Origin of the sequence: Paenibacillus camelliae (assembly GCF_023715345.1) — a bacterium.
GTDB lineage: Bacteria > Bacillota > Bacilli > Paenibacillales > Paenibacillaceae > Pristimantibacillus > Pristimantibacillus camelliae.
In genome coordinates, this window is record NZ_JAMBNY010000008.1 from 60,118 (window position 1) to 83,407 (window position 23,290).

Below are 23,290 nucleotides of genomic sequence, written 5' to 3' on the forward strand. Positions count from 1 at the left end.
AGTCAATTATAGATAAAAAGCTAGATAGCCTCAAATTATGCTACAATAATGAGAGGATTGTTTCAAGCAAGAAAAGGGGGAAGAATGGTGACACAACATGATCAAGAGGCTGCTGTTAAAGAGCATATTCGCAATAAGCTGGCACTTCTTCCTGATCGGCCAGGCTGTTACTTAATGAAGAACAGTGAAGATGTGATCATCTATGTTGGAAAAGCGAAGGTGCTTAAAAATCGCGTTCGCTCGTACTTTACAGGAAGTCACAATGCTAAAACTCAAAAGCTCGTCAGTGAAATCGTGGACTTCGAGTTTTTTATAACCGATAGCAATATGGAGGCGCTCATTCTTGAGTGTAATCTGATAAAGCTTCATAATCCTAGATACAATGTATTGCTAAAGGATGATAAAACGTTCCCATACATCAAAATTACGAATGAAAAGCATCCGAAGCTGGAGATCACTCGTCGTGTAACTAAGGATAAAGCGAAGTATTTTGGCCCGTATCCGAATGCATATGCGGCGCAGCAGACGAAAAAGCTGCTGGATCGGCTCTATCCGCTTCGCAAATGCGGCAAGCTGCCGGACAAGGTTTGCTTATATTATCATATCGGGCAATGCTTGGCTCCTTGTGAGTATCCGGTTGAGCAATCACAGTATGAGCAGATGATTCATGAGATTACTAGATTTCTTAACGGTGGTGAGGATTCCGTAAGACAGGAGCTTCAGCGCAAGATGGAAGAAGCAGCAGAAAAGCTGGAGTTTGAGAAAGCGACGGAATATCGTGATCAAATTACGGCGATCGATACGATTATGCAGAAGCAAAAAATAACGCTGAACGATGCAATGGATCGAGATATATTTGGCTATGCAGTCGACAAGGGCTGGATGAGTGTTCAAATTCTATATATGCGCAAAGGGAAGCTCATTGAGCGTCATGGGACGGCCTTTCCGTACTATGGCGAGGAATACGATGATTTCATAAGCTTCGTTACGCAGTATTATAGCGACAATCCAGCGCTGCCACGTCAAATCCTGCTGCCGATTCCTAGCAATGACAGCAGCATGAGTGCTGAAGAGGTTACATCATGGCTGCATGAATGGCTAAAGGTGAAGGTCGTTATTCCGCAGCGCGGACAAAAAAGTGAAATTGTATCGATGGCGACCCAAAATGCGCAAAATGTACTGGATGAGAAGTTCAGGCTTATTGAGCGTGAGCAGGAACGCAGTGTCGTTGCTGCTAGGCAGCTTGGCGCAGCATTAGGGCTTGAGCATTTGCATCGCATTGAAGCGTTTGATAACTCGAATATCCAAGGCAGTAACCCAGTATCTGCGATGGTTGTGTTTACAGATGGGAAGCCGGATCGAAGAGAGTATCGTAAATACAAAGTTAAAGGGATCGAAGGCCCAGACGATTATGGTACGATGCGCGAGGTCGTAAGAAGACGTTACGAGCGTGTATTGAAGGAAGGCTTGCCGCTTCCAGATCTTATCATCGTCGATGGAGGAAAAGGCCAGATCTCAGCGGCAACAGAAATTTTGCAGGATGAGCTTAATTTATATATCCCTGTATGTGGACTTGTTAAAGATGAAAAGCATCGTACGGCAGAGCTGATGGGGGGAGATCCGCCACAAATTGTGCCGCTCATGCGTGATAGTCAGGAGTTTTATTTGCTGCAGCGTATTCAGGATGAGGTGCATCGCTTCGCAATAACGTTCCATCGTCAGCAGAGAGCAAAGTCGATGGTCGAATCGAAGCTGGACAGCATACCTGGCATTGGGGAAAAACGGCGTAATCAGCTGCTTAAACATTTTGGCTCGCTGAAAAAAATAAAAGAGGCTAAAGTCGAAGACTTTAAGCCTCTGTCAATCGGAGAAAAGCTTGCAAGTACTATTCTTGCGGCGCTACAGGAGGATACGGAGGAGCATTAGTCTCCTTCGTGTCCTTTTTTCGTCCATGCAGCCATCTAATAATACCAGCGATAATGACTGGAAGTACAAGGAAGAAGCTAGCTGAGATCATATCTGCAGCTGTGCCGCTCACATACATGGAGATACTAATTAAGATCGTATTGAATACAGCATGCATGAACATGCCTGTAATAAATCCGAATCGAATCATTACCCATGTAAACATATACCCGATGATGAGCAATTCAATGACTCTTGTTGATGCCGGGTATAGCGGATAGAGCGTATGCCCTGCTGCCCAAACCAGAGTAGGAATAAACGCTGCAATCCAAGTGTTTTTGAACCAGCGTCGGAATAAGCCGACACCGAATAGTCGGAAAATAACCTCTTCAGTAATCGCTGCAAACCAAGCGATTAATGGGAACAGCCAGCTATACTCGAAATTAAGCAATGACTGGGAAGTATCGTTAGCTGACCAAGTGCCAAGAAGATTCGTAAGCAACAAGAAGATGATGGTTTGCACGCCAAGTGCAATGATGGCCGTCAAATAGCCCATCTTCATTGAATCCCACACATGCTTGCCATAATTCGCCTCCCTGAATCGAGGCCACAGATTAAAGCCCTGTGCTCGCCATAGACCATCACCAGCTACAAATGAGAAGTAGTAGCTGACTGCACCTAAAATAATCGTTATGATTGTAACAATGATCGTAAAGAATAGTAAGAATCCTGAATCAGACAACATTTGTCCTTCTAGACCCAACTGAGAATTCATCAAGCCGGCATTAACGATGATGCCAATGATTGATGCAATAATCGTCAGTACAATACCATATTTGAATGATGTATGCTGGCGATAGATGATCGCATAGATGATAGCAAGGATGCCGAGTACGAACGACATAAAGGTATAGACCGCGAAGGTCCATATGTTAGCGTACAGATCCTGCTTGTCGATGAGCTCGGTATAATCCCCCGGCAGCATAAACTCAGTTACCATACGGTTAACGATAATAGAACCATTATATTCGATAACGCTGGCATCGAGCTGCATCACCGCATCTTTAATAACAAACTGATCATTAGATACATAATAACCTATCGTCGTTCGATTACCTGCATCGAACAAATCTAGACTTTCAACTTGCTCATAAGTATCAATGTAGGTTTCCTCAGTCAACGGGAAATTTCTCTGCTCAAGCTCAGCATAGATTGCCTGATGGGCTGTCTGCTCATCGACAAGCTGTTGATTAGCGTATGTAAAATCCCAACCGACAACCTCGCCGGTATATAGGTTTAAGAAAACAGAACCTAAGAGCAGCTCATCGCCAACGGTTCTTACATTGACTCGATATTGATCGATCGGTAAAAATTCCTCAAACGTTTTTTTATGCGATTCTTCTAGCTTATATTTCGCTAGATAACCGGTATAGTCCTTATCAGAGTCATGGTAGGCTTCAGCTTTATCAACTAAAAAGCCGGTGCGATCATTTACAAATGCAGTTGCAGTTTCGATTGCTTTCTCTTTGCTAATCGGTCGTTGTGATGTCGTCTCATATGAAAGAGTAGGTAGAAATTGCATAAGTACGAAAACGACCGCAGAGATTAGGGCAGCAATACATGCGACCCGCCAAGCCTTCGAAGAAATTGGATTAATCATACTTCACCTCTTCAATTGATGTCCTTCCTAGTATACCGCACAGACAAAGCCTAAACAACGCTCGCAGATTATGCTAAAGCCGTGCACAAGAGATATGACAGCTCGATGCTGTTCTATATATTGTAATATTAGGAAGCTTTAGTATATATTACGATTGTTTTTGGTAATGGGTTGCAATTTCATATATACAGCTGCGAACGGCAGCATCTAAGCTTTTCGGATCAGCATGAATTAATGATGTCGAGCGCTTTGTTGCTTCCAGCTCTGGTATATGATACGTTACGAGATCATTCACAGTAACAAGCTGAGGACGAAGATAGGATTTGGGTAATAAAGCACCTGCCCGGAATGTATGGAGCAGACGCAGAATGGCTTCAAATGAATCGATCTCCATCCGTATTTCTGGAGACAAATGATATTGCTCGAACAGCTCATCGGTAAGCAGACGATACCAAGTCCCCTTAGAAAACAAGATCATTGGAATATGATTGAGATCACTCAAACTAATATGATGAGCTTCATCCTCTGCAAGCGTACGAGGCAGCGCAAGGATAAGGTGATCATCAAACAATGGCGTACAGTGAACCGAAGGATCGTGTAGCCGAGAGGCGATCACGGCAATATCGACCTTATGCTCCCTTACATAATTAACAATTTCATGTGTCTTTCCTGTGACGGCATTGATATCAATTTCAGGATGTGACTCTCGGAGCAGTGTAATTAAATCAGGAAGTGTCGATTGCAGCGTCGTTAAGCTCGCTCCAATCGTAACCGAGCTCCTGCCTGTTTCCTTGAACTCTGCAACGGTATTCATGAATTGCCGGTGAAGCCGCTCACCTTCAGCCGCGTAATCATAGGTAAGCTGCCCAATGCGGGTAAGCTCCAGGCGTTTACCGACACGCCTGAACAGCGGTGCGCCTATATCCTGCTCAAGCTTAGCAATTTTGCGAGAGAGCGCAGGCTGTGATAAATTTAATAGCTGCGCTGCCTTATTCATGCTTGATTGCTCTACAATACATTTAAAAATGAGGTATGCTTCGTTCATGGCTTCTCCTTATGTTAAAAAGTTATAAGTATTAATAATAAATATGCAGTTCCATTATAAGCGAAAGTGGAGTAGGATTAAAGTATGGTAGAAATGTGTCGACAGTAGTCTGCTCAGCAGAATACAAGTTGACGAGATGTGGTGCGTGGAGTACAATTTGAATGGTTTTATGGAGTTGGATAAGTAAGCACTTACAGTTTGAAAGGAGAAAACAAAAAGATGAAGGGAAATAGCTATTTCTCTCGCAAGCTGCACTCTTTAGTGGGGATTATTCCACTAGGCGGTTTTTTCATCGTGCATGCATTGACGAATTTCCAAGCTTTCGAGCGCGGACCTGAAGGGTTTCAAAATGGGGTTAAATTAATCAATAGCTTGCCGCTATTGCCAGTCCTGGAATTCATCTTGATCTACATCCCATTGCTGTTCCATGGCATATATGGTTTATATGTAGCGTTTCAATCGAATTCTAATCTAGGACGCTTTAAGTATGGACGAAATTGGGCATTTACCGCTCAGCGTATTACCGGTGTCATTACGTTCGTCTTTGTATTCTGGCATGTGTATCAAACTCGATTCCAAGTGTACATCGGCAATATTTCACATGAAGAGCTTGGCTCTACGATGCATAAGATTGCTACCGATCCACTGATTTTTGTGCTTTATCTGATCGGTGTCCTTGCTGCAACCTTCCACTTTGCTAACGGCCTATGGGCATTCCTCATTAGCTGGGGCATTACAGTAGGAGAAAGAGCGCAGCGTATTTCTTCTAAAATTTGTATGGGTGTATTTGTTGTAGTAGCAGTGTTGTTTATTTTGTCCCTTGTTGGGTTTAGAGGCAATGAGTTCAAAGAAGTGGCAGATGCCGTCATGGCAGTGCGCTCAATTCTTTAGTATAGAACAAGGAGCGATTTCTAATGGCTAAAAATAAAATTATTGTTGTCGGAGGCGGACTGGCAGGTCTTATGGCTACTGTTAAAGCTGCCGAAGCCGGTACGCACGTCGACTTGTTTTCACTCGTTCCCGTTAAGCGCTCTCACTCCGTTTGTGCTCAAGGCGGTATTAACGGTGCTGTAAATACGAAGGGTGAAGGCGACTCTCCGTGGGAGCATTTTGATGATACAGTTTATGGAGGCGATTTCCTTGCGAACCAGCCGCCAGTTAAAGCAATGTGTGAAGCAGCACCTGGTATTATCCATCTGATGGACCGTATGGGTGTAATGTTCAGCCGTACATCTGAGGGCTTACTAGACTTCCGCCGCTTTGGAGGAACGAAGCATCACCGTACAGCTTTCGCAGGTGCAACAACAGGGCAACAGCTGCTTTATGCACTAGATGAGCAGGTTCGTCGCTGGGAAGCAGCAGGACTTGTTACAAAGTATGAGCATTGGGAGTTTCTAGGTGCGGTCATCGATGATGATGGCGTATGCCGCGGAATTGCTGCTCAAGATCTACGTTCGATGGAAGTTCAGACGATGCGTGGTGACGCAGTTATTCTAGCTTCCGGTGGTCCTGGTATTATTTTCGGTAAAACAACAAACTCCGTTATTAATACAGGTACGGCAGCAAGTGCTGTGTACCAGCAAGGTGTTAAGTACGCGAATGGTGAATTCATTCAGATCCATCCAACAGCGATCCCAGGGGATGACAAGCTTCGCTTAATGAGTGAGTCAGCACGTGGTGAGGGCGGACGTATCTGGACATATAAAGATGGTAAGCCATGGTACTTCCTAGAGGAAAAATATCCAGCTTACGGAAACCTTGTACCACGCGATATTGCAACGCGTGAAATTTTCAGCGTCTGCGTCGATCAGAAGCTTGGAATTAATGGCGAGAACATGGTCTACCTTGATCTATCTCATAAAGACCCGAAAGAGCTTGATGTTAAGCTTGGCGGTATCATTGAAATCTATGAGAAGTTCATGGGCGATGACCCTCGCAAAATTCCGATGAAAATATTCCCTGCTGTTCATTACTCTATGGGCGGAATGTGGGTTGACTATAATCAGATGACGAACATCCCTGGTCTTTTCGCTGCAGGGGAATGTGATTATCAATATCATGGTGCAAACCGTCTTGGCGCAAACTCCTTGCTATCAGCTATCTATGGAGGAATGGTAGCCGGACCAAAAGCAGTCGAGTACATTAAAGGCTTGAGTAAATCTGCTGAAGATGTTTCATCCTCTGTATTTGAGCGTGCGACTAAAGAGCACCAAGCAAAATACGATCGTATTCTTGGCATGAACGGCACAGAAAATGCGTATGTGCTTCATAAAGAGCTTGGAGAATGGATGACGAACAATATGACGGTTGTTCGCTTTAATGACAAGCTGCAAGAGACGATTCATAAAATTAAAGAGCTGAAGCAGCGTTATAACAATATTAACATTAACGATACAGCGCAATGGAACAACGCAGGTGTTGCGTTCACTCGTCAGCTATGGAATATGCTTGAGCTGTCCGAGGCAATGACGCTTGGCGCGTTAATGCGTGATGAGTCACGCGGTGCGCACTACAAGCCTGACTTCCCTGAGCGTAATGATGAGCAATTCCTAAAAACAACGATTGCAGACTGGACTGCAGAAGGTCCAAAAATTTCTTATGAGGATGTTGACGTTAGCTTAATTCCTCCTCGAAAACGCGATTATACATCGGACAAAAAGAAAGGAGAATAACGATGGCTGAAAGTACAGTAGCAAGCAAAACGGTTACATTTATTATTACCCGTCAAGATAAGCCGGACTCAGAAGCCTATACCGAAACGTTTTCTATTCCGTATCGTCCGAATATGAACGTCATAAGTGCACTGATGGAAATACAGCGAAACCCGGTTACAGCTGAAGGCAAAAAGACAACACCAGTTGTTTGGGATTCTAACTGCCTGGAAGAGGTTTGTGGTGCTTGCTCGATGGTCATTAACGGTAAACCACGCCAAGCGTGTAGCGCGTTGGTCGATCAGCTGGAGCAGCCGATTAGACTTCAACCTATGCGCACTTTCCCAGTCGTTCGCGACCTTGTTATTAATCGTGAGCGTATGTTCGCTGCATTGAAAAAAGTAAAGGCATGGATTCCAATTGACGGAACCTACGATCTTGGCCCTGGACCACGTATGGCAGAATCCAAGCGTCAATGGGCATATGAGTTATCGAAATGCATGACCTGCGGTGTATGCTTAGAAGCATGCCCGAATGTTAATGATCGTAACAGCTTTATCGGTCCGGCAGCAATCTCCCAAGTTCGCTTGTTCAATGCTCATCCAACAGGTGAGATGAATCAGGATGAGCGCTTGGCTGCATTGATGGAGGATGGCGGGATTGAAGGCTGCGGTAACTCACAAAACTGCGTACGCTCTTGCCCGAAAGGCATTCCTCTTACGACTTCGATCGCTGCGATGAATCGCGATACGACGAAGCTATTATTCAAAAAATGGCTTGGTGTCTAAATACGAAATAAGCTATTAGTCAAGATTTTGTTATTGTTAGCGTCAGAGTAGTTACCTATTCTGACGCTTTTTTTATGGACCAGCTCATGATTTTATCAGTTTGTTAATAGTGATAATCATTATCAATTACTTTACAATCAATATTATCGAAAGCTGATGGTTCTGTCAATGGCTTCGAATAAATTTGATTATTCGAGTGTAATGAAAATCACATGCAAAGCTGTAGTGCTATGGTAAGCTAAGCTTTGAATGATGCCAGTTTTAATGAACATACTACAACAATTATATGTCGATGCTTGAGGTGATGCTTGTGAGTTTAGATATGGTGTTAACGCTAGCTATACTAGCGATTGCATCATTACTGTTTGTAAGTGGGCGAGTAAGATCGGATCTAGTTGCAGTCGGTGCCTTAACGCTGCTAGTTATGCTTGGAATATTAACGACCAATGAAGCATTATCAGGCTTCTCAAACTCTGTCGTTATTATGATGATCGGCTTATTTGTCGTGGGAGGAGCTATTTTTCAAACGGGTCTTGCTAAAGTAGTTAGTGGCAAGCTCCTTAGGCTGTCGGGCAATCATGAAACGAGACTGCTGTTAACTGTCATGCTGTCAGCATCGTTCATTGGTGCATTTGTCAGTAACACGGGTACAGTCGCTGTCATGCTGCCTATTGTAGTAAGCTTAGCGGCTAGCACAGGTGTGCATCCTGGCCGATTACTCATGCCACTAGCTTTTGCAAGCAGCCTGGGAGGCATGCTTACACTGATCGGGACACCGCCTAATATGGTCATTAGTGAGACACTAGAGCAGGCGGGCTATGGTGCGCTTACTTTCTTCTCCTTTACTCCCATTGGATTGATTTGTTTAGCTGCGGGCACGATCCTTATCGCATTGTTCAGCAAGCTGCTAAACAGAAAAGATAAGCGCAACAGCTCTAAACGTCCACACCAGCGCTCTCTGGAGGAGCTGGCGAAGCAATATAGTCTAGGTAATAATTTATATCGATTGAAGGTTAATGAGGGTTCTACAATTGTAAATATGACCCTTAAGCAATTATCCGTAGCAAGCCAATTCCATGTACATATCCACGAAGTGAGACGCCGACAATCGAATAAAAATCCTTTCTTGAAGACGATTAATACAGAGCTCGCAGGTCCTAACACTACTTTTCATACAGAGGATGTCATATATGCAGCTGGAGATTACGAGCATATCGTTGAATTCTGTGAAGCTTATCAATTAGCGTTAATGAGTGAGGAGGCAGTAGAGAAGAAGGAAGGTGCGAAGCTGGAGGATCTGGCAAATTCGCAGATCGGCATTGCAGAGGTGCTTATTCCTTCAAACTCTAAGCATATTAACCAGCTCGTTAAGCATTCCGGCTTCCGTGAAAATTATAGCGTGAATATTTTAGGTATTCAGCGTAAAGGCGTTTATTTACTGCGTGAGCTAAAGGAAGAGAGAATGAGGGCAGGTGATGCACTGCTTATTCAAGGGGAATGGAAGCATATATCAAGACTTGCGTTAGAGCATGAGGATGTTGTTGTCGTAGGTCAGCCAGCTGATGCCGCTGCTACGATGCCATTGCGTCATAAAGCACCAATAGCAGCCGCTATTATGGTATTGATGATTGCTGCTATGATTATTAATGTCGTGCCTGCAGTCGTCTGCGTCATGGTTGCAGCGATTCTGATGGTTGCAACAGGCTGCTTGCCTAATATGGAGGCTGCCTATAAAACGGTAAATTGGGAAAGCATCGTTCTCATAGGTGCGATGATCCCCATGTCTACAGCAATCGAAAAAACAGGTGCAGCAGCGATGATCTCTGAGGGACTTGTTCAAAGCATAGGAGGGTTTGGGCCGCTCGCGCTATTGGCTGGGATCTATTTTGCAACCTCGTTTATGACGTTATTCATTAGCAATACGGCATGCGCCGTTTTATTTGCACCTATTGCGTTAGCTGCTGCTATATCTATGGACGTTAGCCCTATTCCATATTTATTTGCGGTATCGATTGGCGCAAGCATGTGCTTTGCAGTGCCATTCTCAACCCCACCTAACGCACTTGTTATGGCAGCAGGGCGCTATAAATTTCTCGATTATGTTAAAGTAGGACTTCCTGTGCAGGTGCTGCTAGGTATTGTAATGGTTATTGCTCTACCCTTTGTATTTCCACTCTAAACAAGTAGAGCGATAGACGGATGCTAAGCATTCATCTATCGCTCTATTGATTTAATCTATCCATTTTTCAGCCCATTCTTGAATTGAGCAGATGACTGGCTCGAGCGCGAGGCCCTTTTCAGTTAGTTCATACTCAATACGCACTGGCATTTCAGGATACACATTACGCTTAACAATTCCTACACATTCCAGCTCTTTCATACGATCAGTGAGCATTTTATCGCTCATTTCTGGAATTTGCTCCTTAATGTCCTTGAAGCGTTTCGATCCACCGAGTAGTACGTGAATGATTTTTCCTGTCCACTTTTTCCCAAGAATATCTGTGGCTGATTCAAATCTTGGACACATAATGGAATAGTCCATTCGAATCACCTTCCTTTGCTTTATTGTACCATAACTACTTAAAAAAAGTAAGTACACATAAAGTTGCAATTTTAATGAATAATCATTCAAGTTCGATAGATCTCAATTTCTAGGAGATAAAAAACATACGTACAGCATCATGTGAATGTATGGAAGCGATTGGTGTTAGACGAACTGGGATACAGCGATTATACTAATACCAAGTACATAGTGCATAAGACCTTCATTCTGTATTAAGCACTTAGTATGGAGTGAAACAGCAGAGCGAAGAGGTGGAAAGTTTGCATGATGCATTAATAAAAAGACATCTTGCTCCACTATTGTTAATGTGTGGGGTGTTTGTTGTCGGGATTTCTGTTCTTATTATGAACTGGATCGAGCCGAAAGATACTTACCCCATCGCAATTAAAGGGGAGCTGGATGCAACAGGCTGGGATTTTTCGCAGCAAGGAGTTATTCCGTTAGCTGGGGAATGGGAATTCTACCCTGATGTCCTGCTCGAGCCTAATCATTTTACTCAATCAAAGACTGGACCAATGCAATGGGTAAAGGTTCCCAGTAATTTTTCTGAGCTGTCGAATAATGGACAGACAGCGGCTGGCACGTATCGACTGTTTATTCAAATCGAAGAAGAGGCCTCTTACAGTCTTCGAATGAAGAAGGTCAGACTCTCTAGTCATATCTTTATCAATGGTGAGGATAAGGGAGGCCACGGTACACCCGCAACTCAAGCAGATTCCTTCCAAGCAAGCAATCAGCCTATCATTGCGATGACTGAAGCTCAACCGGGCTCCATTGAGCTCATTATTCAAGTTGCTAGCTTTAATAATGTAGAGGGCGGAATTGTTCAATCCCCCGAGTTCGGGCTAACAGAGGATGTACTTGTACGACAGGATATTTCTCGCTTGCTAGATATGTCGTTAATTACAGCATTATTTATGTTTGGTTTATATTATGTTGGAATGTTCAGACATTGGCGGAGAGAACCGCACTTAAAATATTTCAGCTATTTTTGTATTACACTAGGACTATTTTTTTGCTTTGATAATGAAATATTGATTCTTAGTTTATTCCCTTCTTTATCGTTTTATTGGCTCCAGAAGATTCTATTTATTGGTCCAGCACTTACGATCTTTTTCTATGGTCAATATGTTCTAAGCTACTTGCACAAAACAAACTTAAAGTTTTCCAAAGTAACGCCATGGATTATTACGGTCTATCTTTTCATTGAACTTCTCATACCTAATCATATGCTAGTTGATTATTTGATCGTACACGTACTGCTCGCTTCAATATATTTATGCACGCTATTAATCGTCATATTTAGAAATCGAGAACGAGGTGTTCAAGGCAAGGGCTTTTTGCTGCTTGGCTTTCTCGCTCTGATTGCGATGTGGGTATTCGCTCAGTTCCGCTATCAAATGGCGCTCGATACTCCGTATTATATGATCTTCTCTCCGCTCATGCTTGTATTGTCTCAAGCGCTTCTAATGGCGGACAGGCTCCATGAATCCTATCTTCATAATGAAAGAATGAATCAACAGCTGGTCGCATTTGATCGTCAAAAGGATGAGTTTTTAGCGAAAACCTCCCACGAGCTCAGAACACCACTGCACGGAATAATTAATTTAACGCAAATTATGCTAGATGACGAGAGTTCTCAGCACATATTGCCACCCAAGCATTTGGAGAATATTCGATTCGTTCATGCGATTGGTAATAGACTTGCCGGATTAGTGCATGATGTGCTTGATCTAAATAAAATTAGATATGGACAATTGAAGCTCAATGTAAAGCCAGTAGATCTGGCAATGACCGTCGATTTCGTTGTTCAGACCTTATCTGTTGTTATTGATAAGCCAGGTGTCACGATTGTTAACGATATGCCTGAGGGAATCCCGTATGTAAGAGCCGATGAGGATCGATTACAGCAGATTCTTTATAATCTAATCGAGAACGGGCTGAAGTTTACAGAGAAAGGGATTATCCGGATTCAAGCAGAAGTGGTCGGTGAAAAGATCAAGGTTTCAGTCTCCGATACCGGAATTGGTATTTCGGAGGAACGACTAATGCATCTGTTCGAACCATTTACAACTTATGATGAGCATGATGGTTGGATTAGTGGACTAGGGTTAGGGTTAACAATTGTCAAGGAGCTCATTGATCAGCAGCAAGGCAGACTAGAGGTAACGTCAACAGCTGGATTAGGCACTACGTTTACATTTACTCTACCACTAGCAACAGCTAATGATAAGCCGCAGATAGATTCAAGTGATAAGCAGCCAGTATTCGTTGATCATGTTGCAGCTGGAGCTGAAGATGCAGTACTTGAGCAAGCTTCCGATATACATGTCTATATCGTTGATGACGAGCCAGTAAATCGCAAAATACTCATACATGTCGTTAGCTCGCTACAATTTCGATATACTGCGCTCAGCAGTGGTGACGAAGTGCTTACATTGTTAAAGGAAGGACCAGTTCCCGATCTAATTTTATTAGATCTAATGATGCCGGGTATATCAGGGCTTGAAGTGTGCAAGGAGATTCGTAAAACACATGGTATGGCTGAGCTGCCAGTATTAATGCTTACGGCATTTGGTCAGAAAAGAGACCTTTCGGCGGCATTTGCAGCAGGAGCTAACGATATTCTTCTGAAGCCGTTTGAAATGACCGAGTTGAAAGCTAGAATGCAATCTCTGCTTGCGATGAAGCAATCCTTTCAATTATCAATTCGCAAGGAAATTGATTTTTTACAGGCACAGATTACGCCGCATTTTTTATACAACAGCTTAAATGCTGTTGTGGGCTTGAGCTATACAGATACAGAGAAGCTGCGTGAATTAATCGTTAACCTAAGCACCTATCTACGTGCAAAATTCATGTTCTTATCGGAGAACGGGGTTATACCGTTTGAGCGTGAATTAGAGCTGATCGAAGCGTACTTAGCGATAGAGGTGGTTCGCTTTAGCGGCCAATTCCGTGTCGACTATGAGATTGAAGAAGGGTTTCATTGCATGCTCCCTCCATTAATATTGCAGCCTATAGTGGAAAACGCAGTGCGCCATGGCTTGGCGACGATAGCGACAGGAGGTCGAATCCTCATAAGTGCTTCTATGACGGAGCAGGGAGCTAAAATTGTCGTAGATGATAATGGAGCTGGGATGGAGACAGATCGCCTACGAGCTTTACAAGAAGGGCGAACGGGAAGAGTTGGCATGCAAAACGTTAATCGTAGACTGTTTATGATATATGGTCAAAAGCTCCAGATTGAGAGTGAGCTGGGAGTAGGAACTCGAGTAACTTTGTTAATAAGGAGGGTGGTACATGAAAGCAATAATCATTGATGATGAACAGATTGCACTTGATGTTATTGAGATTTTTTTAGGTGAAATCGGCGGAGTTGCGGTTGTGGGAAAATATAAACGTGTTCGAGATGCACTAAATGATGCTGTCTCGCTACAGCCAGATCTCATCATTCTAGATATTGAAATGCCTGAGCAGAATGGCTTATCAGCTGCTGAGCGGCTCAAACAGAGCTGCCCAAGTGCGGAAATTATATTTGCAACTGCACATGCTAATTATGCAGTTGAGGCCTTTGACCGTGAAGCGTTGGCTTATCTTCTAAAGCCAGTGGACAAGCAGCGACTGGCAAAAGCGGTTGCGCGTGCTTCCATGCTGCTTACAGGTAAATCAACGGCCCTCGTTCAAGGCACGGAAGCTGCCCAACCTGAACAGCTGAAACATGAAGACTCCACTGTTACCCCATTAAAACTAAAAACATTAGGTAGTCTGGAGCTCTATACAACGGATGGTAAGCTAATAAAGTGGAGAACGAAAAAAACGAAAGAACTATTTGCTTATCTATGGCATCATCAAGGAAATCCAGTATATAAATATGCGATCTTGGATGATTTGTGGCAAGAATACTCGGCTCAACAAGCACAGCGTCTGTTTCATACAACGGTATACTATTTACGCAGTATGTTTAAAGCAGAGGGCTATCCAGAGATTCTATCATACGGAGATGAACGATATTGGCTGAATGTATCCGTGTTATCTAGTGATATTGATCAGCTAGCCACTTTAACCAATGATCACAGCTTAGAGAGCAGAATCACTGATCTAAAATCTATCTTATCGTTGTATGGCGGAGATTACTTTGAAAAAGAGCATTACACCTGGGCTGTCTCTCGAAAAATGACGCTGCATACTGATTATGTGAATGTGTTGCTGCGTCTGAAGAAAATTGCCAGCAAAGAAGATCAAATCATGCTCCTCTATAAATTAATTGAGCTAGATTCGGATAATGAACGTTACTACGATGAGCTTACAAGCTGTCTGGAGGAACAAGGGGAGACGACAGGAGCAAAGCAAGTTCAGCGCATGAAGGAAGAGCTGCAATTAAGTTGAACTAAAAAGTTGATAATCCTCGCATGATGTTCAGAAATTGTTGAGTGGCTACATGCTATGATGTAATATGACAAAACGCAGTATCGTGCAGTGACTGACGTGGAAATATCAATTACTCGGCAGCACTTGATGTTTCTTAGAAGTTAGTAGATCTTATATAAAAACTTTGGATTTATGCTTAAATATGCTTGCAACAGTGGTTTTTATAGAAGTTTAGATGTGGTCTGTCGGAACGATTATCCGGCAGACCTGTTTTTTAAATTTCGTTGAATTGATATGAAATGGCTATTGGAGTGATGAGATGATTTACGGTAAATCAATTGAAGAAGCGGGACAGTACGCAATTGACATGATTAAAGAGTTTATATCTTCTGATCGTATATTCATTATGTCTCATCTTAGAGATACATTCTCTATAATTAACGCGTACCCTCATGATAAAGGTACATCTGAATTTGAACAAATGAACGCGATAGACTCGCTTTGCCGCATAGTCATTGAAAGTAAAAAAGCAGTAAATCTTTCAAGCTTAGATAAAAATAAAGATGCTACACTTACAGGTTTAATGGGAGATAAAGCCATCTATTCATTCGTTGGTGTTCCGATCTTTAGCAAACGAGATATATATGGAGTAATATGCATTATTAGCACCACACCGGTTCAATATAATTATAGAGTTATAAAGCTATTAGAAGGAATGGCATTAATGTTAGGGTATATTGTCGAATTAAAATATGAGACATTGAAGGACGGGTTAACGGGCTTATATCAACGCAGCTATATCGATCATATCAGTCAACAATGGAACCTACGTGAAAAGAAACCACATTTATCGTTGATGTATATTGATATTGATAACTTCAAGCAAATAAATGACAGGTATGGTCATATTACTGGAGATGCAGTGCTTCAGTGCATTGCGAAGCGATTTAAGCAAGTACTAGGCAGCGAGGCTGTTATTATCCGTATGGGTGGAGATGAATTCGTTGTCATGCTTGAAGCAACCGAGAGTGGAGCCGAAAAGCGAGCAGAGGATTTGGCAGAATCGCTGCTGGATGTAATGCGTAAGCCAATTCAGTCCGAGCGAGGCGTGGTTATAGCATCTATTAGCATAGGGATTTGCTGTGGATCTCTAGAGCAACTAACAATCGATGAGCTTATCCAAGAAGCAGATCTTGCTATGTATGGTGTAAAGCATAACGGAAAAGGAGCCTACAAGCTAACTGCCTGTAAGTGACAGGATAGCTTGTAGGCTCCTATAATATTTGTGGATTTAATTAACTATAGAGGTACTACAACTTCTTGACGGTTTTTATAGTACACCCAGCTCTTGTAACCGATGTCACGTAGTGTTTGGGCAACCTTATCAAAATCTTCACCGAATCGACGTGGAGTATGTGCATCAGAGCCAAATGAAATCTTAACACCAAAATGATAAGCACGTGCCAAAATATCATGAGATGGGTACCAACCGCCTGCATCCTTTGTTCCGCCTGACGTATTTACCTCGATCGCCACATTGCAGTCAGCGATAACCTTCAGTGTTTCATCAATTTTACTATGGGCAGGAATGTCAGAAAATTCAGGATAATAGCCTTTCATCGCATCGATATGCCCTAGTATATGGAATAACCCAGTTCGAGCTGACTGTGCAATGAGATCATAATACAGTTCCTTAATTTCGATTTTCTCGGCGTCAGTCTTGCCCTTCCAGCGGTTTTTATTAAATATGCTTACCCCGGAAACCTGATGAACGGAACCGATAATATAATCGAACGGTACGCTATCTAGCGCTTTTTTATAGGTCTCAAAATGCTGTGGAAAGTAATCAGATTCAACGCCAAGCAATACATCAATCTTTCCCTCATATTTTTTCTTTAGCGCAAGAACCTCTTGTACATAATTAGGAAATTCACTCGTTGCCATAGCGATCCCAGGAAATGGCTGGTCCTCCTCATGCGCAAAGTATGGCGTATGATCGGAGATTCCAATAACCTGAAAACCTCTATCTATCGCTTCTTGAATGTATTGCTCAATGACGCCATCTGCATGCCCACAGCGAATATGATGGGTATGTAAATCGAATTTAACTGCGGTTTGGTTAGTCATATTCACTCACTCCTTATTTATTCTGCACTCATAAATTGATACTCGGGCATACCCTTTAGATCGTTTAGAAATTGCTGCATGGCAGAGCTTAAATAACGGCCAGATTTATATACTACACCAACGGGGTGTGTCGCCTGCAGCTCATCAACACGAATGGCCTTCAGCGTTCCTAGCTTTAATTCCTGCTCGATGGACAGCTTAGAAACGAATGCAGCTCCAAGATTGATCTCTACCATACGTTTTACCTCTTCACTGCTTGAGAGCTCCATCACGATATTCGGCTGTATGCGGTGATCTCGAAAGATTTGATCGACGAAGCGTCGACCAAGCGTATCAGGTGCTAGCATAATGATTGGAATATGCTGCAGCTGTTCTATCGTAATAAAATCATATCGACTTAAAGGATTTTCTGGAGCTACGATAAGCTGGAACGTATCATAATATAGGATAGAGGAGCTGATCGTTGTTGATTTTTCATATAGATAGGTTATCCCAATATCAACGTTTCCATGTTCGACGGCAGTCATTACTTGTGCCGATGGCATCGTATGAATTGTTGTCTTAATTAATGGATATTGATTTTGAAAATACGAGAGTACACGAGGCAGGATTTGAACTGCGATAGAGGCAGTTGTTCCTAATACAATATGGCCCTGAGGATTATCGTTGAGATCAGATAGCTTCTGTCTGAGCTCCTCGACGATGGCTAGCATACGTTCCGCATGCTCAAGAAAGACCTTTCCGTGGTCTGTCAGGGTAACAGGTTGATTTCGATCGATCAGAATCGTATTAAACTCTTCTTCCAAGCTTTTGATTTGTGCTGAGACGGCTGGTTGTGTTAAATTAAGCAGCTCGCCAGCTTTACGAAAGCTCATCGTTTTCGAAATTGTAAGTAAGGTTTCTAGCTGACTTATATTCAATTTCGTCAAACCTCCTTTTCGAATGGATTCATCCGATGAAGCTATTATTTATTATAACGAACTTAAAGGATTTGGGCAAAGTACACGCAAAAAGGCAGCGGAGGAGTTTGCATTCCTCTCGCTGCCCATATAGCTATAGCCAGTCTTTTTTTCTGAAAATAAAATAAAGACCTATGCCGATAATTAGCATAATGCCAATCATCAGATCTCCACCATGCTCATAACTTAGTAACGGCAGATCATTAAAGTTCATTCCATAAATACCAGTAATAAAAGTTAGTGGCATGAATATGGTTGTTATGGCTGTAAATATACGCATAATTTCATTGGAACGAGCCGTCAATCCAGATTGATACGCCTCTCTAAGGTTCCCCATCAAATCTCGATACGTATCAAATGATTCTGAGATTTTAATTGCATTTTCGTATACGTCACTAAAATATTTTTGTAGCTGGTCATCTATTAATTTTAATTCTTTTTTAATTAATGTAGCGATGAGCTCCCTTTGAGGACCTAGCACCTTTTTTACCCACATTATTTCACTGCGCAGACCAATTATTTCACTTAAATGAGCTTTCTTTAGATGAACGAGCAATTCCTCTTCAAGCTCATCAATACGCTGTTCGATTCGATCGCCTACAGAAGCATAATTGTCTATAACAAGGTCAATTAAATGGTACAAAAACTGATCAGGTCGACTAGCCTCTTGCTCCCATAAAATAGGCTTGAGCGTTCTTAGCTCATTAATTTTTTGCTTTGTTATGGTAATAATGAAATGGGCGCCTAAAAACATATTTAATGCGCGTAAAAAGAATTCTTCGTCATCAAAACGAATACTGTTAATTACGATAAAATAATGATTTTCATAAATTTCTATTTTAGGACGTTGCTCTTCCTCATTTAAACAATCCTCAACTGCAAGATCATGCATATTGAATAAAGGCTGCAACGTAACAAGGTCATCGATACTGGCATCAATCCAATAGAAGCCTTCTTCAGGTGGAATCAAAGTTTTGTGTACGTCATCAATAATTGTAAAATTTCCAGAAATTACATGTCTAATTTTCATTGCGCTGTCTCCTCTCTCATCTCAGGAGCTGTTGAACAACTTACCTATTGGATGGAAGGCACATAAACAACATAGGAGTGTGTATGTGCAATGAAGAAATTTCCCCAATAAGTGCGCTTAGCTAGCAGCATCCATATGTCTACATCATCGGGGCACGGTCGGTCATCTCCCATTACGCCACACACTCCTTCACAAAAATTTCAATAATTAATTGGTTAGAACAATTAGTACTTGTCTAGTATACGCCCTGTGTACTTTATCATTCAACATCAAAATGCAATTGTCAATGATCCTCATCTGAGGGATGGTATATAGCATCGGATCACTATGTATTAACAGCATATGTTGGCACGTGCACTTCGTTCGTGCCATGGAAGGTAATATTCATATGCAAGTACAATGAAATGTAAAAGTAGCGAACATGTCATGTTAATGTGCTGATTCATAAACACGAAAGTAGGATGGAGGCAATAAGGTGGTAAGCTATCTTGACGATTGACGAAATATGGATTAAAGTAATGATACGAAGACCTACAATTAAATAAACTACTTTCTTATCAAGAGCAGGCGGAGGGACTGGCCCGATGAAGCCCGGCAACCGGCATGTAATGTACGGTGCTAATTCTTGCGGAAACTTTAGTTTCTGAGAGATGAGAGAGAGGTTCCGATAGATAGACCTTTTCTCACATCAGGAAGGTCTTTTTTTGTATTTATTTTGACATAAGGAGTGAACAATATGCCAATTAAAATTCCGGATCATTTGCCAGCTAAGGAAGTATTGATGAGCGAGAATATCTTCGTGATGGATGAGAGCATTGCTTACAAACAGGATATTCGGCCGCTGCGAATTGTGATTCTAAATTTAATGCCAACAAAGGAGACAACGGAGACTCAGCTGCTCAGATTAATTGGTAATACGCCGCTACAGGTAGAGGCAGTTCTATTACATCCCAAAACACATACATCAAAAAACACTTCTGCTGAGCATCTATCTAGCTTCTATAAAACATTCGATGAGATCGAATCTCAATATTTCGATGGTATGATTATTACCGGAGCACCCGTTGAGATGATGGAATTCGAGGAAGTCAATTATTGGGATGAGCTAACGCAAATTATGGATTGGAGCAAATCCCACGTTACTTCGACTTTCCATATCTGTTGGGCGGCACAGGCTGGCTTGTACCATCATTATGGAATTAAAAAGTATACACTGGAAGAAAAAATGTTTGGCGTGTTTCCACATACTTTGAGTCGGCGCAATGTTCCGCTTTTGCGAGGCTTTGATGAGCAGTTTTATGTTCCACAATCCAGACATACAGAAGTACGTCGTGAGGATATAGAAAAGGTTGAAGAGCTAGAGATTTGGTCAGAATCTGAACAAGCTGGAGTGTATATCGTAGCCTCAAAGGGCGGCAAGCAAATTTTTGTAACGGGTCATTCCGAATATGATGCGACAACATTAAAATTCGAATATGATCGTGATCAAGTAAAAGGCCTGCGCGTCAATGTTCCTGTTAATTATTTTCCTAATAATGATCCATCGAAAATTCCTTTATCTACATGGAGAGCACACGGTAATTTATTGTACTCGAACTGGTTGAATTACTACGTATATCAAATTACGCCTTATGAGCTTGGAGCAGGTATATAGCAGTTGGATAGATTAGAATAGGAGTGAGCATGAGATGAAAATTGAAAGTCGTTTAGCACAAATTGGTTCACAGAAGGATCATGTTACTGGAGCGGTTAGCTTTCCGATATATCAAGCAACTGCGTTCCGTCACCCAGCCTTAGGCGAAAGCACAGGCTTTGATTACTCCCGGACGAAAAGCCCGACTCGCTCGGTGCTAGAAGAAGCTGCTGCTGAATTAGAGAGTGGAGATGCGGCGTTTGCCTGTAGCTCTGGAATGGCAGCACTTCAGACGATTTTCGCGTTGTTTAGCTCTGGAGACCATCTAATCGTTTCTCTTGATTTATATGGTGGAACGTACCGCTTATTAGAAAGAATTATGTCTCGTTTCGGTGTGACGGCAACCTATGTTGACACGAATGATCTGGATCAGCTAGGTGCAAGCATTACGCCTAGCACGAAGGCTGTTCTTATCGAAACCCCAACGAATCCACTGATGATGATTACAGATGTTAAGAAGGTAACGACATGGGCGAAAAGCCATGGGCTATTGACAATTGTTGACAATACGCTGCTAACGCCTTATTTTCAACGTCCGATCGAGCTAGGTGCGGATATCGTTATTCATAGTGCGTCGAAATATCTTGGCGGACATAATGACGTGTTAGCCGGTCTTATTGTTACAAAGGGTGAAGAGCTATCTGCGCAAATGGCCGTGCTGCACAACTCCATCGGAGCAGTTTTAGGCCCTCAGGATTCCTTCTTGCTTGCTCGCGGCATGAAAACTTTAGCACTGCGTATGGAGCGTCATCAAAGTAATGCTACCGCAATCGCAAAACACTTGCAGAAGCATCCGGCGATTACTGAGGTTTTTTATCCTGCGCTGCCTGAACATCCTGGTCATGAGATTCAAAACAGACAGTCTTCGGGAAATACAGGAATTTTTTCATTTAAGGTTAAGGATGCCCGATATGTTGCGCCTATCTTAAGAAACGTAAAGCTGATTGCATTCGCTGAAAGTCTTGGCGGTGTTGAATCGTTGATGACTTACCCTGCCGTTCAAACTCATGCTGATATTCCTGAACATATACGCCAAGCAGTAGGGGTAGATGATCGCTTGCTTCGCTTCTCTGTTGGTATTGAGCATGTTGATGATTTAATTGCTGATTTGGATCAGGCATTAGAGAAAGCAATGCAAGAATTTAAATAGTTAATGGTAAATAATATTATTTAATAAAATTAATAATAAAAGAACGAGCTGCACAATCGATTTTAATGAAATTAATCGATTGTACAGCTATTTTTTTGTTTTATTCGTACAAGTTGGGATAATTTATAGCATGTATTCCAATCTCTTCATTGTATATACAGTGTCCATGAACCATATACTTTAGGGGAGAAGGGAGTGAGATCAATGACTATTTTAACGATTAATTTCAATGGGATTGACAATCAAGCCTATATGCAAATAATCGAGCGCTTTGACCAGGCAATCGACGAATTACATAATCAAGATCGTCTGAATCAACAGCAGCTCAGTAAAAACTTAAACACTTCTCTTTGCCCAATTTCGCTGGAGAAGGTAGCTGAGGAGTACAAAGTAAAATTTGTTCCCTTGCTACCACATTTTCAATTGGTTCAGCATGGTCCAATTCTGTTTACGACGGTAGCTCAAGTCATTGCTCAATATATTGTTGAGGAGTGGGAAAGCAGAGTTATTGCAGAGCTGTTGAACCGTAGATGTAAGCATACGAATCTTGATACTAAACGAATTGAGAAGTATTGTCATAACCTGCTAAACAATGATCCATGGGAGCCCTTAGGCAAAAAGTTTTCGGATGAGGATCGCCTGAGACGTAGAAACAAAATTGTCGATGAGCTAGTTGAGTTTCTTGAGGAACAATCGGAGCTGCAGTTAGCAGGGTATATGTCCTTTAGAATGCACAGCTATAAGAAAGAACTAAAAGAAGTCATTGAATATGCGATTGATGAGTACATCCTCGATCAGCAATATGAGGAGTTCATGACACTCTTAAAGTATTTTGTACAGCTGCAGGAGACGAGAACAGAGCTGGTACACCTAGTCCAACAGGAAGGCAGTAGCTTTATAGTCTGCGATCATCAGATGCAGCCTTTAGAGCATAAACATGAGCATGATCGGATCGTAGCAGAAATGCTGGAAACGGAAATTAATATTGAGGACATTGTCATTAGCTCCCTGATCTCGGCATCACCTCAGAAAATCATCGTGCATACAAAGCATGAGGACTATCAGGTCGTTCGTTCCGTAAAATCCATCTTTGGAGATCGCGCTCAAATCTGCAAAACATGCCCGATGTGCAGAACAAAGCATAATGAGCTGCTACCGTTTCAATAGCTAGTTTTTAATTAATATTGAAAATAATAAGAGCTATGCTCTTATCACTATATGAAGTTCAAAAAATCCAACTTTGATGACGATGTAAAATCACTGAAGCTAGTTCGGCGTCGAAGCTTGGACGCTAGCGAAAACTCCGTTGCTCACGTAGTAAGTACCTACGCTGCGCTACTCGTTATCT

At 42.2% G+C, this 23,290-nt stretch carries 17 protein-coding genes and 1 riboswitch; of the genes, 11 read left to right on the forward strand and 6 right to left on the reverse strand.

The window, feature by feature from the left end:
• Positions 1 to 84: 84 nt before the first annotated feature.
• Complete coding sequence (uvrC, locus tag M3180_RS13930; RefSeq protein WP_251668515.1) at positions 85 to 1,926, forward strand: excinuclease ABC subunit UvrC; 1,842 nt, start codon at positions 85 to 87, stop codon at positions 1,924 to 1,926.
• Here the strand turns inward: uvrC and M3180_RS13935 are convergent.
• Positions 1,886 to 3,565: a CPBP family intramembrane glutamic endopeptidase gene (locus M3180_RS13935; RefSeq protein WP_251668517.1), complete on the reverse strand. Its 1,680-nt coding sequence runs from the start codon at positions 3,563 to 3,565 to the stop codon at positions 1,886 to 1,888. The two genes, uvrC and M3180_RS13935, sit on opposite strands and share 41 nt — an antisense overlap.
• Before the next feature lie 148 nt (positions 3,566 to 3,713).
• Positions 3,714 to 4,610, reverse strand: a complete 897-nt coding sequence (locus tag M3180_RS13940; protein ID WP_251668520.1) for a LysR family transcriptional regulator — start codon at positions 4,608 to 4,610, stop codon at positions 3,714 to 3,716.
• Between the two features lie 219 nt (positions 4,611 to 4,829).
• Here M3180_RS13940 and M3180_RS13945 point away from each other — a divergent pair, with 219 nt between their 5' ends.
• The 4 genes from M3180_RS13945 (at position 4,830) to M3180_RS13960 (ending at position 10,228) form a co-directional block, all read left to right on the forward strand.
• Positions 4,830 to 5,501 carry a succinate dehydrogenase cytochrome b558 subunit gene (locus tag M3180_RS13945; RefSeq protein ID WP_251668522.1) on the forward strand — a complete coding sequence of 224 codons (672 nt, stop codon included), beginning with the start codon at positions 4,830 to 4,832 and terminating at the stop codon, positions 5,499 to 5,501.
• A 23-nt stretch (positions 5,502 to 5,524) separates the two neighbouring features.
• Entirely contained in the window at positions 5,525 to 7,282 is a 1,758-nt protein-coding gene (sdhA, locus tag M3180_RS13950; protein ID WP_251668525.1) for a succinate dehydrogenase flavoprotein subunit, read from the forward strand.
• 2 nt (positions 7,283 to 7,284) lie between these two features.
• Positions 7,285 to 8,049 carry a succinate dehydrogenase iron-sulfur subunit gene (sdhB, locus tag M3180_RS13955; RefSeq protein WP_251668527.1) on the forward strand — a complete coding sequence of 255 codons (765 nt, stop codon included), beginning with the start codon at positions 7,285 to 7,287 and terminating at the stop codon, positions 8,047 to 8,049.
• A 304-nt stretch (positions 8,050 to 8,353) separates the two neighbouring features.
• Positions 8,354 to 10,228: an SLC13 family permease gene (locus M3180_RS13960; RefSeq protein WP_432806939.1), complete on the forward strand. Its 1,875-nt coding sequence runs from the start codon at positions 8,354 to 8,356 to the stop codon at positions 10,226 to 10,228.
• Between the two features lie 51 nt (positions 10,229 to 10,279).
• On the opposite strand, the gene M3180_RS13965 is transcribed toward M3180_RS13960, so the two are convergent.
• Complete coding sequence (locus M3180_RS13965) at positions 10,280 to 10,591, reverse strand: winged helix-turn-helix transcriptional regulator (protein WP_251668531.1); 312 nt, start codon at positions 10,589 to 10,591, stop codon at positions 10,280 to 10,282.
• Positions 10,592 to 10,872: 281 nt separating this feature from the next.
• On the opposite strand from M3180_RS13965, the gene M3180_RS13970 reads away from it, so the two are divergent.
• From M3180_RS13970 to M3180_RS13980, 3 genes are all read left to right on the forward strand, one after another.
• Positions 10,873 to 13,935 (forward strand): hybrid sensor histidine kinase/response regulator, encoded by a 3,063-nt coding sequence (locus tag M3180_RS13970; RefSeq protein WP_251668533.1) that lies wholly within the window; start codon positions 10,873 to 10,875, stop codon positions 13,933 to 13,935.
• Complete coding sequence (locus M3180_RS13975) at positions 13,916 to 15,001, forward strand: response regulator (protein ID WP_251668536.1); 1,086 nt, start codon at positions 13,916 to 13,918, stop codon at positions 14,999 to 15,001. The genes M3180_RS13970 and M3180_RS13975 overlap by 20 nt, the downstream gene beginning before the upstream one ends.
• Positions 15,002 to 15,302: 301 nt before the next feature.
• Positions 15,303 to 16,238: a sensor domain-containing diguanylate cyclase gene (locus tag M3180_RS13980; RefSeq protein WP_251668539.1), complete on the forward strand. Its 936-nt coding sequence runs from the start codon at positions 15,303 to 15,305 to the stop codon at positions 16,236 to 16,238.
• A 44-nt stretch (positions 16,239 to 16,282) separates the two neighbouring features.
• Here the strand turns inward: M3180_RS13980 and M3180_RS13985 are convergent, their stop codons facing one another.
• The 3 genes from M3180_RS13985 to corA all read right to left on the reverse strand — a co-directional run bounded on the left by M3180_RS13985 (position 16,283) and on the right by corA (position 19,099).
• The gene (locus tag M3180_RS13985; RefSeq protein ID WP_251668542.1) at positions 16,283 to 17,110 is read right to left on the reverse strand and encodes a histidinol-phosphatase; all 828 of its coding nucleotides are present in this window, start codon (positions 17,108 to 17,110) and stop codon (positions 16,283 to 16,285) included.
• Positions 17,111 to 17,127: 17 nt separating this feature from the next.
• Positions 17,128 to 18,030: a LysR family transcriptional regulator gene (locus tag M3180_RS13990; RefSeq protein WP_251668545.1), complete on the reverse strand. Its 903-nt coding sequence runs from the start codon at positions 18,028 to 18,030 to the stop codon at positions 17,128 to 17,130.
• Positions 18,031 to 18,163: 133 nt separating this feature from the next.
• Positions 18,164 to 19,099, reverse strand: a complete 936-nt coding sequence (gene corA, locus M3180_RS13995; protein WP_251668547.1) for a magnesium/cobalt transporter CorA — start codon at positions 19,097 to 19,099, stop codon at positions 18,164 to 18,166.
• Between the two features lie 551 nt (positions 19,100 to 19,650).
• Positions 19,651 to 19,756, forward strand: a riboswitch (SAM riboswitch).
• Positions 19,757 to 19,835: 79 nt separating this feature from the next.
• Between corA and metA the strand changes: the two genes are divergently transcribed.
• The 3 genes from metA (at position 19,836) to ytxC (ending at position 23,109) form a co-directional block, all read left to right on the forward strand.
• The gene (gene metA, locus M3180_RS14000; RefSeq protein ID WP_251668549.1) at positions 19,836 to 20,753 is read left to right on the forward strand and encodes a homoserine O-acetyltransferase MetA; all 918 of its coding nucleotides are present in this window, start codon (positions 19,836 to 19,838) and stop codon (positions 20,751 to 20,753) included.
• A gap of 34 nt (positions 20,754 to 20,787) precedes the next feature.
• Positions 20,788 to 21,942: an aminotransferase class I/II-fold pyridoxal phosphate-dependent enzyme gene (locus M3180_RS14005; RefSeq protein WP_251668551.1), complete on the forward strand. Its 1,155-nt coding sequence runs from the start codon at positions 20,788 to 20,790 to the stop codon at positions 21,940 to 21,942.
• Positions 21,943 to 22,146: 204 nt separating this feature from the next.
• Positions 22,147 to 23,109: a putative sporulation protein YtxC gene (ytxC, locus tag M3180_RS14010; RefSeq protein WP_251668552.1), complete on the forward strand. Its 963-nt coding sequence runs from the start codon at positions 22,147 to 22,149 to the stop codon at positions 23,107 to 23,109.
• Positions 23,110 to 23,290: the final 181 nt, after the last annotated feature.

What these genes read in the sequence shown, in the direction of transcription:
- uvrC (WP_251668515.1), top strand. Translation starts at nt 85, where the DNA reads ATGGTGACACAACATGATCAAGAGGCTGCTGTTAAAGAGCATATTCGC.
- M3180_RS13935 (WP_251668517.1), bottom strand. Translation starts at nt 3,565, where the DNA reads ATGATTAATCCAATTTCTTCGAAGGCTTGGCGGGTCGCATGTATTGCT.
- M3180_RS13940 (WP_251668520.1), bottom strand. Translation starts at nt 4,610, where the DNA reads ATGAACGAAGCATACCTCATTTTTAAATGTATTGTAGAGCAATCAAGC.
- M3180_RS13945 (WP_251668522.1), top strand. Translation starts at nt 4,830, where the DNA reads ATGAAGGGAAATAGCTATTTCTCTCGCAAGCTGCACTCTTTAGTGGGG.
- sdhA (WP_251668525.1), top strand. Translation starts at nt 5,525, where the DNA reads ATGGCTAAAAATAAAATTATTGTTGTCGGAGGCGGACTGGCAGGTCTT.
- sdhB (WP_251668527.1), top strand. Translation starts at nt 7,285, where the DNA reads ATGGCTGAAAGTACAGTAGCAAGCAAAACGGTTACATTTATTATTACC.
- M3180_RS13960 (WP_432806939.1), top strand. Translation starts at nt 8,354, where the DNA reads ATGCTTGTGAGTTTAGATATGGTGTTAACGCTAGCTATACTAGCGATT.
- M3180_RS13965 (WP_251668531.1), bottom strand. Translation starts at nt 10,591, where the DNA reads ATGGACTATTCCATTATGTGTCCAAGATTTGAATCAGCCACAGATATT.
- M3180_RS13975 (WP_251668536.1), top strand. Translation starts at nt 13,916, where the DNA reads ATGAAAGCAATAATCATTGATGATGAACAGATTGCACTTGATGTTATT.
- M3180_RS13980 (WP_251668539.1), top strand. Translation starts at nt 15,303, where the DNA reads ATGATTTACGGTAAATCAATTGAAGAAGCGGGACAGTACGCAATTGAC.
- M3180_RS13985 (WP_251668542.1), bottom strand. Translation starts at nt 17,110, where the DNA reads ATGACTAACCAAACCGCAGTTAAATTCGATTTACATACCCATCATATT.
- corA (WP_251668547.1), bottom strand. Translation starts at nt 19,099, where the DNA reads ATGAAAATTAGACATGTAATTTCTGGAAATTTTACAATTATTGATGAC.
- metA (WP_251668549.1), top strand. Translation starts at nt 19,836, where the DNA reads ATGCCAATTAAAATTCCGGATCATTTGCCAGCTAAGGAAGTATTGATG.
- M3180_RS14005 (WP_251668551.1), top strand. Translation starts at nt 20,788, where the DNA reads ATGAAAATTGAAAGTCGTTTAGCACAAATTGGTTCACAGAAGGATCAT.
- ytxC (WP_251668552.1), top strand. Translation starts at nt 22,147, where the DNA reads ATGACTATTTTAACGATTAATTTCAATGGGATTGACAATCAAGCCTAT.